Raw genomic sequence first — 12,427 nt, 5'->3', positions numbered from 1 at the left:
ACCCCCTCAATCAAATACAAAACAGGAAATTCCCATGAGCAAAGTATTAGTGTTGAAATCCAGTATTCTGGCAGGGTATTCACAGTCTGGTCAGCTGGCTGACTATTTCGTTGAACAGTGGCGTGAACAGCACAGCGCGGATGAAATCACCGTGCGTGACCTGGCGGCAAACCCGATTCCTGTGCTGGACGGCGAGCTGGTTGGCGCGCTGCGTCCGAGCGATGCGCCTCTCACCCCACGTCAGCAGGAAGCCCTGGCGCTCTCCGACGAGCTGATTGCTGAGTTGCAGGCCCACGACGTTATCGTGATCAACGCTCCAATGTATAACTTCAACATTCCTACGCAGCTGAAGAACTACTTCGACCTGGTGGCGCGCGCTGGCGTAACCTTCCGTTACACCGAGAACGGCCCGGAAGGTCTGGTGAAAGGTAAACGCGCTATCGTCCTGACCAGCCGCGGCGGTATTCACAAAGATACCCCTACCGATCTGGTCGCACCGTACATGACGCTGTTCCTGGGCTTCATCGGCATTACCGACGTGAACTTCGTGTTCGCTGAAGGTATCGCTTACGGCCCGGAAGTAGCCACCAAAGCGCAGACCGACGCGAAAGCCGCTATCGACAGCCTGGTCGCAGCCTAAATTTTCCCCCTCTCACCGCCCGGTGGGAGGGTTTTTCTTTCCCCCGTATTTCGTTATCATCCGCACCCACTCTCCAGCCCGGCGGCCTGATGTCTGTCATAATCGATACGTTTATTGCACCACCCTGTCACGACGACATTGAGATCCTCTGGCAGGACGAGCATCTGCTGCTGATCAATAAACCCTCAGGTCTGCTCAGCCTGTCCGGGAAAAATCCGCAAAACCGCGATTCCGTCCACCACCGTCTGGTGCAAACCTTTCCCGGCTGCACGCTGGTGCATCGTCTTGATTTTGGCACTTCGGGTCTGATGGTCATTGCACGTAACAAAGCGATTAACGCCGCGCTTTGCCACCAGTTCAGCCAGCGCGCCGTGACCAAGGTTTACACCGCCCTGTTGTGCGGACATGTGGAACAGGACGAAGGGACCGTGGATGCCCCGATTGCCAAAGATCCGGCGCTGTTTCCGCTGATGACGATCTGTGCGCGCACTGGTAAGCCCGCTCGCTCCCGCTATCGGGTGATGGAACGTATTTACCAGGATACGACAATGCCGTTGACGCGGGTTGAGCTTACTCCGGAGACCGGGCGCACCCACCAGCTGCGCATTCACTGCCAGCAGTTAGGCCACCCTATTTTGGGGTGCGATCTGTATGGGGGTCTGGAATGGCCGGGGGCGGAAGAAACGCCCCGGCTGATGCTGCATGCAAGCGTTCTGAGTTTTATTCATCCGCTGAGCGGCGAGACCATGAATGCCCGTCACGCCGCGCCATTCTGAACGAGGTTTACCACATTAAATCGTCAGGGATTTTGAAGTCTGCGTACGGATCGTCTTCGTCCTGCTCTTCCTGACTCAGCGCGCTGTTAAGCACAATGCTGTCCGCATCGCGCTGGGCAATTTTATCCGCCACCACCGCCGGGATAATCGCGTAATCACAGTCGCCATTCGCGTTAATCACCAGTCGGGCAATCGCCAGACGACCGTTGATCAGCTGGGTTTGCGTCTGCTTATCGACGTCGATTTTTTTGATCAGGCTGCCATCGGTAAAGTTAAAGGTAATGTTGCCCTTCGCCACGGTGATGCGGTTCATCTCAATCAGCTGCTTCACCTGCGCCCTGAACTCTTTTGCCAGCACCGCCTGTTTTTGCTGTTCGCTCAGCTGCTTATCACGCTCCAGCTGGGCTTTCTTATTCTCTTCAACAGCCTCTCTCGCCTCGCGAGCCTGGACGCGGGATTTTTTCGCCGTGCGCTGAACCTTCGCCATCTTTTTACTGCTGACTAAGCCCGCTTTTAGCATCTGCTCTTGTAGGGTGAGTTTTGTCATGATCGTTTAAACCGGTTGGAAATGTCGGGGGATTATACCTGAATCGCGCAGTTCATGAAGAACCCTCATGACGCAGTGAAATTAAGTCACTTCCCCTGCGCCAGTGGCTCAGGCATAAATTATGCATTGATAACGTTTAGGCAACATGAACTTAGGATGCATAACCAAATGAGTCAGGCTTTCACATTTACCCTTAAGCGCAGTTGCTTTGATGAAAATTATAACCCGTCAGAAAACACGCGCACCACCACCAACTTCGCCAACCTGGCGCGTGGCGAGAAGCGTCAGGAGAACCTGCGCAATACGCTGGTGATGATCAACAACCGATTTAACGCGCTGGCGAGCTGGGATAACCCGAAAGCCGACCGCTATGCCGTCGAGCTGGAGATTATTTCAGTCGATATGAATATCGGCGGCGATTTTACTTTCCCGGCCATCGAAATTCTGCAAACGACGATCGTGGATAAAAAAACCCACGAGCGCATCGAAGGCATCGTCGGGAATAACTTCTCATCCTATGTTCGTGACTATGATTTCAGCGTCCTGCTGCTGGAACATAATAAAGATCAGCCCCGTTTTACCCTCCCCGAGAATTTTGGCGAGCTGCACGGCAATATCTTTAAAAGCTTCATTCATTCTGCGGAATATCAGGCGAACTTTAAAAAAGCGCCGGTGATCTGCCTGAGCGTCTCCAGCAAAGACACCTATCGTCGTACCGGTAACCACCACCCGGTGCTGGGGTATGAGTACCAGCCGGACGGCGAGTCGCTAACGGAACAGTACTTCGCGAAGATGGGCCTCAAGGTTCGCTATTTCATGCCGGAAAACAGCGTCGCGCCATTTGCCTTCTTCTTCACCGGCGATTTACTGCGTGATTACACCAATCTGGAACTGATCGGCACCATCAGCACCATGGAGACGTTCCAGAAGATCTATCGACCAGAAATTTACAATGCCAATTCCGCTGCGGGACAGTGCTATCAGCCCGACCTGAATCAGCAGGATCACTCATTAACAAAAATCGTCTATGACCGTGAAGAGCGCAGCCGGCTGGCCATTGAACAGGGTAAATATACCGAAGAGCGGTTCATCAAACCCTATAAAACCCTTCTTGAGCAGTGGTCTCATCACTTCACGCTTTAATTTAATACGAATAAAAGGTTCTTCTTATGAAAACATTGCTCCCGACATCGACGGCTGGCAGCCTGCCGAAACCCACCTGGCTTGCGCAGCCGGAAACGCTCTGGTCGCCGTGGAAACTCCAGGATGAGGAATTACTGGCAGGGAAACAGGATGCGCTGCGTTTGTCTCTGGATGAACAGATTCGCGCCGGGATTGATATCGTCAGCGACGGGGAACAAACCCGCCAGCATTTCGTCACCACCTTTATTGAACATCTCAGCGGCGTGGATTTTGAAAATCGTCAGATGGTGCGGATCCGTAACCGTTACGATGCCAGCGTGCCGACCGTGGTAGACGCGGTGGCGCGCCAGAAACCGGTGTTTGTAGACGACGCGAAATACCTTCGCCAGCTGACGGATAAGCCGATCAAGTGGGCGCTGCCTGGCCCGATGACCATGATCGACACGCTATACGATGCTCACTATAAAAGCCGCGAAAAGCTGGCCTGGGAGTTCGCAAAAATTCTCAATCAGGAAGCCCGCGAGCTGGAGGCGGCCGGCGTTGACATTATTCAGTTCGACGAACCTGCCTTTAACGTCTTTTTCGACGAAGTGAATGACTGGGGCATCGCCGCGCTGGAGCGCGCCATTGAAGGGCTGAAATGCGAAACCGCAGTACATATCTGCTACGGGTACGGCATCAAAGCCAATACGGACTGGAAAAAAACGCTCGGCTCCGAGTGGCGCCAGTATGAAGAGGCGTTTCCAAAGTTGCAGACCTCAAAGATCGATATCATCTCGCTGGAGTGCCACAACTCGCGCGTGCCGATGGATCTACTGGAGCTGATCCGCGGTAAAAAAGTGATGGTCGGGGCAATTGATGTTGCCACCCAGATCATCGAAACGCCGGAAGAGGTTGCCGATACGCTACGCAAGGCGTTGCAGTTTGTGGATGCAGACAAGCTCTATCCGTCCACCAACTGCGGCATGGCTCCCCTTTCCCGCCAGGTCGCCAACGGTAAGCTGAAGGCATTAAGCGCCGGGGCTGACATTATCCGTCGCGAGCTTGCCCGCTAACCTTCAGGTTTGCCAGTACAGCGGCGTACCGAACCGCTCAATATAGTGGTCAATCACCGCCCTGACGTTCAGGGGCGGATGACGCGCGTTCGGGTAAATCGCCGCAATCGTCAGTGGCTCCGTATTAATAGAACACTCCATTTCCGGCAGCAGTGCCACCAGCTCACCGCTTTTGAGCCGTTCGCTCACCATCCAGTCCGGGAATAGCACAACGCCCATGCCGCCCAGCGCCGCAATCAGGAGCGTTTCCGCGTTATTGGAAGTCATCAGCGGTACGATGGGATAGTGAACCCACGCCTCGCCCGGCTGCCGGATTAGCCAGCGGTTAGGCCCGGACGAGCCGCGGTAAACCAGACAGTGGTGACGGCTGAGATCGTCCGGCCCCTCGGGTGCGCCATGTTTTTGCAGATAGTCCGGCGAGGCCGCCAGATGGTAGAACTGCTGACCGAACACTCGGGCGTGAAACGAGGAATCCGTCAGCGCGCCGATGCGGAAGATAACGTCCGCGGCGTCGCGGTGCGGATCGATAAAATCGTCGGTGAGGGTCAGTTCAATGGAGAGACGAGGATAACGCGCCAGAAGCCCCGGCAGGCCCGGCGCGATGTGCCGTTGTCCGAAAAAGACCGGGCCATTGATACGCAGCGTGCCCGACGGCTCGCGGGCACGTTCATCCAGCTCGCGTCGCGCATCCTCCAGATTTCCGGCCATCGCCCGGGCATAGCGCACAAAAAGATGCCCGCTCTCTGTGGGCATAATCGCCCGCGTGTTGCGGTAGAAAAGCTGTTGCCCGAGGGCGTCCTCAAGCTGGTGGATCATGCGGGAAACCTGCGACGCAGAAATCCCTTCCCGCCTCGCCACCACGGAAAAATTCTGCGTTTCATAAACGTCGATGAAGATCAGCAGCGCGCGAACGCTGATATGTCCGGCATCCATCATTAATGCATTTCCTGCACAGGTGTTTCCTGCATTATGGCATTTTTCTCAATGATGTTCAGACGTAATCTTCTCCGCCTGGAAAAAGGAGAAAAAGCGTTATGCACATTATTTTAATTTTACTGGTGATTGCCGGCGGCATGGGGCTGTCCGTGGAAGCCGGGCTGCTGGGGCCGCTGGGCGCGGAGGTGGGCGACCTGTGGGCGGCGTTCAGCATATTTAGCGTGGGAACCGGGCTGACGTTTCTGCTGATGCTGTTTTTCAGCCCCCGCAACAGTCCCTCATTTTTTGCGCAGCCGTCATGGCACCTGCTGGGCGGCGTGCTCGGCCCGGTCTACGTCATCATTCTCACCATTGCCACGCCAGCGATCGGTATTGCTATGACGATGATCGGCATTCTGGCAGGCCAGGTCTTTAAAAGCCTGATTATTGACCACTATGGCCTGCTGGGTACGCCGCACCGCAGGATCGATACAAAACGCATTATTGCGCTGGGATTTATCATCGCCGCGCTCATTCTCGTGGCGCAGGGGTAACGTTATGACAGTGATTATGATTATTCTGGCGGTGATTGGCGGCGCGACACTGAGCATTCAGGCTGCCATTAACGGGCAATTAGGCAGCAGCGTGGGGGTATTCAAAAGCGCGTTTCTGACCTTTTCCGTCGGCGCGCTGGTAACCGCCCTGCTCATTTTCTTTTTTGAGCCGAAACAGGCGGTCAGCCTGATGGATGTGCCCAAGTGGCAGCTTCTGGGCGCCCTGTGCGGCGTGCCCTATATAGTGATTATGGTGCTCGCGGTGCAGCGTATCGGCACCGCCGTTGCCACGGTAGCGGTGATCCTGGGTCAGTTGGCCATGAGCATGCTGATTGATAACTTTGGCTGGCTGAACAATGAAGCCATTCCGTTTTCAGCGAGCCGTTTCGGGGCCGTCGTCTGCCTGAGTATCGCGCTCTTCTTCATCTACTCAAGCAGTAAACCTCAGCCCGAAGAGGATTAACCGCCCTCTTTGCGGGTAAAGAACAGCGTCACCGTGGCGACGGTGACGCCAAATTTCTTCATCTCGGTTTTATTGAATAGGCGGGTGCTGTCCTGCAAATACATCCAGTCATCAAAGTGCAGCAGCCAGGTTTTACCGTCCGCCTTCACGTTCATGCTGTAGCGCCAGTTAAGGGCGTTGCCCGAAACCTGACCTCTCGCGACACCTTCTATGTCACCCGCCGTGCCTTCGTAACGATCGTGGCCAATGCGGCGGATATGCCAGACGCGCTGCTGCTTCTCGCCGTCGTCATAGACAAAATGCTCGTTCAGCGTCAGCGTATCGCCGATAACATCTCCGGCGATCTCGACGTGAAAACGGCGGATCTGCTTACCGCTGCGGTCCTGCACCATCCCCCACGCCTCGGTTTTGCCCTGGAAGTAGTGGAAAATATCAAGCCTTGGCTGCTGCTGACGATACTCGGTCACTTCTGTGCTGCACCCGGCCACCAGCATTGTCAGTGTAAGCGCCATTAACAGGAATCGTTTCATTGTGGTCCTCCGATTAACTGCTGACGCAGTTCAGGATACTCGGTGCGGGGATCGAGCCAGATCGCCAGAAAGCGCGAGCTAAACGCTGCCGACTGGCGCGGCCCGAGGGGCGTAAATTTTTTCTGCGACGCCGTGGGGCGATACCAGAATTGCCCCTGACCGTTATTAACCACAAACGCGAGCTGCGCGCCGGGCGTGACGTCGGGCCAGAGCGCTTTTAGCATCCGCAGCCAGGCTTCACTCTGCGGCTCCTGCTGCAAAATGCCCTGCGCCTGCCACTGGTCGCGGGTCGCCTCGACCAGGTCGTCGCCATCGATATCCCGGGCATAGGTGATAATCAGCGCGTTATCGCTGTCTGTTCCTGTATAGCTGCCGTCGGGCGTCAGCAGCTGAGAGGTATAAACGGTAAACGGCCCCCAGGTGAGGGTGGCATCGCCTACCTTGCGCCAGCTCAGCCAGTCTGCCGCCTGCGCGTTACAGGCCATAACGGTTAGCGCGAGCGCGAGTAACAGATGTCTCATTGTTGTCTCCCCATCAGCAGGTGGAAAAACAGCATCAGCACCAGCCAGCCCGGGATCATCCAGCTGACGACGATAAAAGTCGGCTCCAGGAACGTGATGGCCCCCAGACGCTCGCCAAACAGGTAGGCCAGCGGCCCGCCCAGGGTCGCCAGCGCCGTCAGCAGCCAGCCCGGCAAGGTGGTCGTGCGGGTCAGTTGCGTCCAGACGGTGGCAAACATCAGCCACAGCGCCACCATCCATAGCGGCATCAGAGACGTGCCAGTGAATGAAATCAACCCCGTCAGCGCCCAAAGGGCGTCCAGCATCGCGCCCGTCGCCGCCAGCACAAGAGCGTATACCCGGTGTGATGGCGGTAACAACAGCCAGGCAATCAGCGCCAGCGCGATCCAGATGACCAGCCCCTGCTCGCGAAACAGCACCACCAGCGTCCAGTAGAGATCAAACCCGATGGCCAGCAGAAAGACCTGCCCGTAGCGCTTCATACGCGTTCCGCAGTCAGCTGCACCACGCTGATGGTGCGGGCGTTAAACCCGGCTTCACAGTAGCCGAGGTAGTACAGCCACATCCTACGGAAACGGTCATCAAATCCGAGCTTTTCAATCTCCTGCCAGGCGTGAACGAAGCGCTGACGCCAGTGCGCCAGCGTGCGGGCGTAGTCCGGCCCCATATCGAAGAGGTTACGCACGACAAAATCGGTATGGCGGGTCATCAGTTCATTCATGGCGGTGATGCTGGGCAAAAAGCCGCCGGGGAAGATGTAGCGCTGAATAAAATCGACGCTTTTGCTGTAGTCGCGATAGCGCTGATCCTGAATGGTGATGGCCTGAATCGCCATCCGCCCGCCCGGACGCAGACGCGCCTGGCAGGTGCGGAAAAACGTTGGCAGGTAGCGTTGGCCGACGGCTTCAATCATCTCAACCGACACCAGCTTATCGTACACTCCGGTCAGATCGCGGTAGTCGCAGAGCAGCACCTCAACGCGATCCTGTAAACCTGCCCGCGCGATCCGCGCGGTGGCCCAGTGGTACTGCTCCTGCGATAGCGTGGTAGTTGTTACCCGGCAGCCATAATGACGGGCGGCATATTCCGCCATCGCCCCCCAGCCGGTACCAATCTCCAGCAGATGATCGTTTGCGGTGAGCGCCAGTTGGTCGCACAGCCTGGCCATTTTTGCCTGCTGAGCCGCTGCCAGATCCTGCTCTTCCCCTGTAAACAGCGCGCTGGAGTAAAGGAGTTGTTCATCAAGGAAATGGGCGTAAAAGGCGTTGCCCAAATCGTAATGGGCGGCAATATTTTCCCGTGCCTGCGCGCGGGAGTTGCGCCGCATCCAGTGCCGTAGCCGCTCCACAGGTTTCCCGAGCAGGCGAAACCCTTTTTCCAGTTGCCCGAGGATCTGGCTATTGCGCGCTATCAGCTCCAGCAGCGGCGTCAGGTGGGCCGTCTCCCAGTCGCCATCTATCCACGCTTGTGCCGCGGCGAGGCTGCCCCCGGTTAGAATGCGCCAGTAGACGCCCGGAGCGAGTACCTGCACCTCAGCGTGAAGCGCGGCGGAGGCGTCGCCGAACTGGAACGTCTGGGCGCCTTCACGCAGCGTCAGCGAGCCGCCGCGCAGCCCGTTCAGCAGGCGAAAAAGCAGCCATCGCGCGACGCGGACGTTGCGCGGGAAATCGGGTTCAAGCGCAAAGACGGGATCGGTCATGAGCGTTCACTCCTGCTTAGGGGATGGTTATGCAGCGGCACGCGCTTCAGCCACAGCCTGAGCGCCTGCCAGTAAATAGCGAGAACGGTTTTGAGGGTCATCAACGGGATCCGCGCCAGCAGCGACCGCAGCGCTACGCGCGTCAGCGGCTCCCGGCGCAGCGTCAGAGTGGCATCAAACACCTTCGTCTCCTGATGGTTTTCGATATGCATGCGCAGCGTGCTGGCCGGACTGTTGAAGCGCCAGTGGTAGACCATGTCCATCGGATTAAAGGGCGAGACGTGAAACGCTTTTTCCGTCGGTGGGGCGTCCCGCCCCGCTACCGCGTAGTAGTGTCGTTCATTCCACGGCGTGTTGCGGACTTCGGCGAGAACCCAGCGCAGGGTGTCTTCCCCGTCATAGCAGTAGTAAAAATTGACCGGGTTAAAATGAAAGCCGAAATAACGCAGTTGGGTTAGAAGCATGACCCGCCCCGCCGGGCGTTCGCCGGTCAGATTTTCCAGACGCTCAAGGACGCGCTCTTTGAGCGGCGTGCCCAGCGGGTAGTCCGCATCATAAAATGCCGCGGGCGCAACGCGGTTACGGCGCACACCGACGGAGGGCAGCGCGTCCAGCTCATCGAGATCGAGCCAGGCCATAAAGACGCTGTAGGTAAAGTGGTGCGCTTTTGGCGAAAGACGGCGATGGCGCAATGTGCCTTGGTAAAGGCAGCTGTTCATCTCAGTTGCCCTCCCCGGCCGCAATGGCGTTTACCACATCCAGCGCACTGCGTACCCCATCTTCGTGGAAGCCGTTGTACCAGTACGCGCCGCAGAACCAGCTCCGCTGGCGACCATTTATTTCTCCGCGTCGGGCCTGGGCTTGCCAGCTTTGCGGGTTAAAAAGCGGATGCTCATAGACAAAGCGGCGCAGCACATAGCGTTCTTCCACCGGCGTTTCCGGGTTGAGGGTGACGCAAAACAGCGGGCTACCCGGCGGCAGTCCCTGCAAGATATTCATGTTATAGGTGACGCAGGCGCTGGCCCGATCCTGCTCGCTGAGGCGGTAGTTCCAGCTCGCCCACGCGCGCTTGCGCACCGGCAGCCAGCGCGGATCGCTGTGAAGCACCACCTCGTTACGCTGCCAGCCGATATCACCCAGCACCTCACGTTCAGCCTGCGTAGGGCTGGCGAGCATCGCCAGCGCCTGAGCGGAGTGGCAGGCGAAGATCACCTGATCAAAGTTGTCTGTTACGCCCTCACGCGTTATATCAACCCCGCGATCGTGGCGAATAACCTGCTGCACCGGCGCATTGAGGTGCAGCGTCAGGCGATCGCCAAGCTTGTCCAGCATCGCGCGGATGTACTCCCGGGAGCCGCCCGGCACCACGTACCACTGCGGACGATGGGTAATGTCCAGCAGACCGTGGTTTTCAAAAAAGCGTAAAAAGAGCGGCAGCGGAAAGCGTTTCATCTCCTGTAGCGAGGATGACCAGATAGCCGCCCCCATTGGCAGAATGTAGTGACGCGCAAAAAAAGGCGTGAAGCGGTGCTGGTGCAGGAACGTCTCCAGCGTGGCGGACTCGCTGACGTCACCCCGGAGCGTCTGTTTCGCCAGCCGGTTAAAGCGCACGATCTCCTTCAGCAGCGTCCAGAAGGCAGGGTTTAACAGATTACGACGCTGGGCGAACATCGACGTCAGCGTGTGGCCGTTGTACTCCAGCCCGCTCTGCGGGTTATGTACCGAAAAACTCATCTGCGTTTTTTGCCCACTGATGCCCAGTTCGCTCAGCAGCCCCATGAAGCGCGGATAGGTGCGGTCGTTGTAGACAATAAAACCGGTGTCGATGGCAAAGTTGCCCTGCGGCGTGTCGACATCCACCGTTGCGGTATGACCGCCCGGCGTGGCCTGCGCTTCAAACAGCGTGACCTGATGATGTCCGGCGAGCCGCCAGGCACAGGTTAACCCGGCGATACCGCTGCCGATAATCGCGATCTTCATGGTCGCACCATCCTGCGCAGCAGTGCGCGCTGAAGTTTATCGGGCAGACCGGAGAGCAGGCGCAGCGCCAGGCTAAACCCGGCGGGAAACGCGATATGATCCTTCCCTTTTGCCAGACCGCGACGAATGGCATGGACGGCGTCCTCCACGCTGACCCGGCCCGGCATCGGGAAATCATTTTTTCGGGTCAGCGGCGTGTCGACAAAACCAGGTGAAACGACCGTGACGGCGATCCCTTTCGGCTCCCAGTCGAGACGCAGCGTCTCAGCAAACCAGGTTAACGCCGCTTTAGAGGCGCCATAGGCTTCGGCTCGCGGGAAGTGAAGCCAGTGCGCCATCGAACTGACCAGCACCACGCGGTTGCCGGATATCAGCTGCGGCTGCAACGCCGCAAGGCAGTTTACCGGCCCCATGAAATTGGTGGTCATGACGCGCGCCACCAACGCGGCATCCACCTCGCCGCGATCGAGATACTCGCAGGTTCCGGCGCAAAGAATCACCGTGTCGGCAGCACAGTCCGCCAGCGCCTGGCGACAGGCGTCCCTGTCTGTCATATCGAACAGGCGCACCGTAATGTTGGGGCTGTGCTGATGCACGGCTGCCAGACGTTGCGCATCGCGCCCGCAGGCAATCACCCGGTAGCCATCGTCGGCAAACGATTTCGCCAGCCCGGCCCCGATGCCCGAGCTTGCGCCGGTGATCAGAACCGTTTTCATGATTTCACTCTCCGCTTCACGCCGCGTACGGCCCAGCCGAGCACCGGAAGATGTTCGTAAATCATCTCTCCGGCATCGTAGTAATCCCGCTGGCGAACAATGCGATCGTCGCGCATGTCTACCACAGAGCAGCCCGGCAGCTGGCGCATTGCCCCCCGGGCAATACGCGGGTGCGACCAGTGCATCATCCAGGTAACAACAAAGCGATCGCCCTGCTGCAAGGGTGCATCGACGGTAAAGCGGCACCGCTGGACGTTAGCCAGCAGGTGAGTGAAATAGCGCTGAATCGCGAACAACCCGCTGTGTTCGCCAAAGGGATCGATAAGCGTGGCATCGGCGCGATAAATCTTTGCCAGCGCCGAAGGTGGCTGGGTATCCAGCGTGGCGTAATAATCAACGAATCGACTGATGACGGACGGCAACGTGCTCATGGGTCACATCCTGGCTGTAAACAACGTAGCGAAATCGCATAATTAAAACTTACACAATTAGCGTTATTTGTCCAAGTTTGTGCAGATATATTTTTTATACCTCTTTTAATTCAGTATTTTAAAAAATTTCCCTGAGGTGCCAATTTGAGTCAAAAGCAGATTCTCACCGCCGTGCCGTTATTTTTTAGGGATAACCTTAAGGCAAAGGTGCCATTTATCTTCCAGACTTATCCTTTTAATTCATAAGGATGTCACGCGATGAAAAATTTACTGATGGCGCTCTTTTCCAGCCCGGAATCCTTGTTGCAGGTTATGAGTCACCAGGAAATTATCGAAGCCGTAGAGGATGGCGACCGCATCATCATCGATCAGGATGGAAACGCCTCGGTTAACTACAAAAGTAACGAGGTTCGGCAGGACTTTCTGCGCCATGTCAACGCGCTGAAGAGGGCCTGAA

General features: G+C 57.1%; 17 protein-coding genes. 7 read left to right on the top strand and 10 right to left on the bottom strand.

Going from position 1 to position 12,427, the window contains the following annotated elements; all coding sequences use genetic code 11:
* The first annotated feature begins 34 nt into the window (after positions 1 to 34).
* The gene (gene azoR / locus ACOTXC_RS00755; RefSeq protein ID WP_022648050.1) at positions 35 to 640 is read left to right on the top strand and encodes an FMN-dependent NADH-azoreductase; all 606 of its coding nucleotides are present in this window, start codon (positions 35 to 37) and stop codon (positions 638 to 640) included.
* Between the two features lie 89 nt (positions 641 to 729).
* Positions 730 to 1,416, top strand: a complete 687-nt coding sequence (locus tag ACOTXC_RS00750) for an RluA family pseudouridine synthase (RefSeq protein ID WP_023300051.1) — start codon at positions 730 to 732, stop codon at positions 1,414 to 1,416.
* Positions 1,417 to 1,423: 7 nt separating this feature from the next.
* Here ACOTXC_RS00750 and ACOTXC_RS00745 read toward each other — a convergent pair whose 3' ends face one another.
* Complete coding sequence (locus ACOTXC_RS00745) at positions 1,424 to 1,963, bottom strand: DUF2058 domain-containing protein (protein ID WP_022648048.1); 540 nt, start codon at positions 1,961 to 1,963, stop codon at positions 1,424 to 1,426.
* 168 nt (positions 1,964 to 2,131) lie between these two features.
* On the opposite strand from ACOTXC_RS00745, the gene ACOTXC_RS00740 reads away from it, so the two are divergent.
* Both ACOTXC_RS00740 and ACOTXC_RS00735 read left to right on the top strand, forming a co-directional pair.
* The gene (locus ACOTXC_RS00740; RefSeq protein ID WP_063147385.1) at positions 2,132 to 3,106 is read left to right on the top strand and encodes a DUF1852 domain-containing protein; all 975 of its coding nucleotides are present in this window, start codon (positions 2,132 to 2,134) and stop codon (positions 3,104 to 3,106) included.
* A gap of 26 nt (positions 3,107 to 3,132) precedes the next feature.
* A complete protein-coding gene (locus tag ACOTXC_RS00735; protein WP_421767297.1) occupies positions 3,133 to 4,161 on the top strand; it encodes a methionine synthase in 1,029 nt (342 codons plus the stop codon).
* Positions 4,162 to 4,164: 3 nt separating this feature from the next.
* Here the strand turns inward: ACOTXC_RS00735 and ACOTXC_RS00730 are convergent, their stop codons facing one another.
* Positions 4,165 to 5,097, bottom strand: a complete 933-nt coding sequence (locus tag ACOTXC_RS00730) for a LysR substrate-binding domain-containing protein (protein ID WP_421767296.1) — start codon at positions 5,095 to 5,097, stop codon at positions 4,165 to 4,167.
* A gap of 98 nt (positions 5,098 to 5,195) precedes the next feature.
* Here ACOTXC_RS00730 and ACOTXC_RS00725 point away from each other — a divergent pair, with 98 nt between their 5' ends.
* Together ACOTXC_RS00725 and ACOTXC_RS00720 are read left to right on the top strand one after the other, a co-directional pair.
* A complete protein-coding gene (locus tag ACOTXC_RS00725; protein WP_003857304.1) occupies positions 5,196 to 5,630 on the top strand; it encodes a DMT family transporter in 435 nt (144 codons plus the stop codon).
* Between the two features lie 4 nt (positions 5,631 to 5,634).
* On the top strand, positions 5,635 to 6,093 hold the full coding sequence (locus ACOTXC_RS00720; RefSeq protein WP_022648044.1) for a DMT family transporter: 459 nt from the start codon (positions 5,635 to 5,637) through the stop codon (positions 6,091 to 6,093).
* Here the strand turns inward: ACOTXC_RS00720 and ACOTXC_RS00715 are convergent.
* Genes ACOTXC_RS00715 through ACOTXC_RS00680 form a run of 8 tightly spaced genes read right to left on the bottom strand, consistent with a single transcriptional unit; the run spans position 6,090 to position 11,970 of the window.
* Entirely contained in the window at positions 6,090 to 6,623 is a 534-nt protein-coding gene (locus ACOTXC_RS00715) for a DUF3833 domain-containing protein (RefSeq protein WP_421767295.1), read from the bottom strand. The two genes, ACOTXC_RS00720 and ACOTXC_RS00715, sit on opposite strands and share 4 nt — an antisense overlap.
* Positions 6,620 to 7,144, bottom strand: a complete 525-nt coding sequence (locus ACOTXC_RS00710) for a hypothetical protein (protein ID WP_421767294.1) — start codon at positions 7,142 to 7,144, stop codon at positions 6,620 to 6,622. Before ACOTXC_RS00710 ends, ACOTXC_RS00715 begins: the two co-directional genes overlap by 4 nt.
* Positions 7,141 to 7,626: a DUF2878 domain-containing protein gene (locus ACOTXC_RS00705; RefSeq protein ID WP_421767293.1), complete on the bottom strand. Its 486-nt coding sequence runs from the start codon at positions 7,624 to 7,626 to the stop codon at positions 7,141 to 7,143. Before ACOTXC_RS00705 ends, ACOTXC_RS00710 begins: the two co-directional genes overlap by 4 nt.
* Positions 7,623 to 8,843 carry an SAM-dependent methyltransferase gene (locus tag ACOTXC_RS00700; RefSeq protein WP_038416012.1) on the bottom strand — a complete coding sequence of 407 codons (1,221 nt, stop codon included), beginning with the start codon at positions 8,841 to 8,843 and terminating at the stop codon, positions 7,623 to 7,625. The genes ACOTXC_RS00705 and ACOTXC_RS00700 overlap by 4 nt, the downstream gene beginning before the upstream one ends.
* The gene (locus ACOTXC_RS00695) at positions 8,840 to 9,562 is read right to left on the bottom strand and encodes a DUF1365 domain-containing protein (protein ID WP_417648269.1); all 723 of its coding nucleotides are present in this window, start codon (positions 9,560 to 9,562) and stop codon (positions 8,840 to 8,842) included. Before ACOTXC_RS00695 ends, ACOTXC_RS00700 begins: the two co-directional genes overlap by 4 nt.
* Before the next feature lies 1 nt (position 9,563).
* A complete protein-coding gene (locus ACOTXC_RS00690) occupies positions 9,564 to 10,823 on the bottom strand; it encodes an NAD(P)/FAD-dependent oxidoreductase (RefSeq protein ID WP_155025840.1) in 1,260 nt (419 codons plus the stop codon).
* Positions 10,820 to 11,539: an SDR family NAD(P)-dependent oxidoreductase gene (locus ACOTXC_RS00685; protein ID WP_023300039.1), complete on the bottom strand. Its 720-nt coding sequence runs from the start codon at positions 11,537 to 11,539 to the stop codon at positions 10,820 to 10,822. The genes ACOTXC_RS00690 and ACOTXC_RS00685 overlap by 4 nt, the downstream gene beginning before the upstream one ends.
* Positions 11,536 to 11,970, bottom strand: coding sequence for a nuclear transport factor 2 family protein (locus ACOTXC_RS00680; RefSeq protein WP_022648036.1), 435 nt, complete (start codon positions 11,968 to 11,970; stop codon positions 11,536 to 11,538). Before ACOTXC_RS00680 ends, ACOTXC_RS00685 begins: the two co-directional genes overlap by 4 nt.
* A gap of 258 nt (positions 11,971 to 12,228) precedes the next feature.
* Between ACOTXC_RS00680 and ACOTXC_RS00675 the strand changes: the two genes are divergently transcribed.
* Positions 12,229 to 12,426 carry a hypothetical protein gene (locus tag ACOTXC_RS00675; protein ID WP_022648035.1) on the top strand — a complete coding sequence of 66 codons (198 nt, stop codon included), beginning with the start codon at positions 12,229 to 12,231 and terminating at the stop codon, positions 12,424 to 12,426.
* Position 12,427 lies beyond the last annotated feature (1 nt).

The sequence above is a fragment of the Enterobacter cloacae complex sp. IR5428 genome, assembly GCF_049238585.1.
GTDB lineage: Bacteria > Pseudomonadota > Gammaproteobacteria > Enterobacterales > Enterobacteriaceae > Enterobacter > Enterobacter intestinihominis.
The sequence above is the reverse complement of the archived record's forward strand: the minus strand, read 5'-3'. Positions and strand labels throughout refer to the sequence as shown.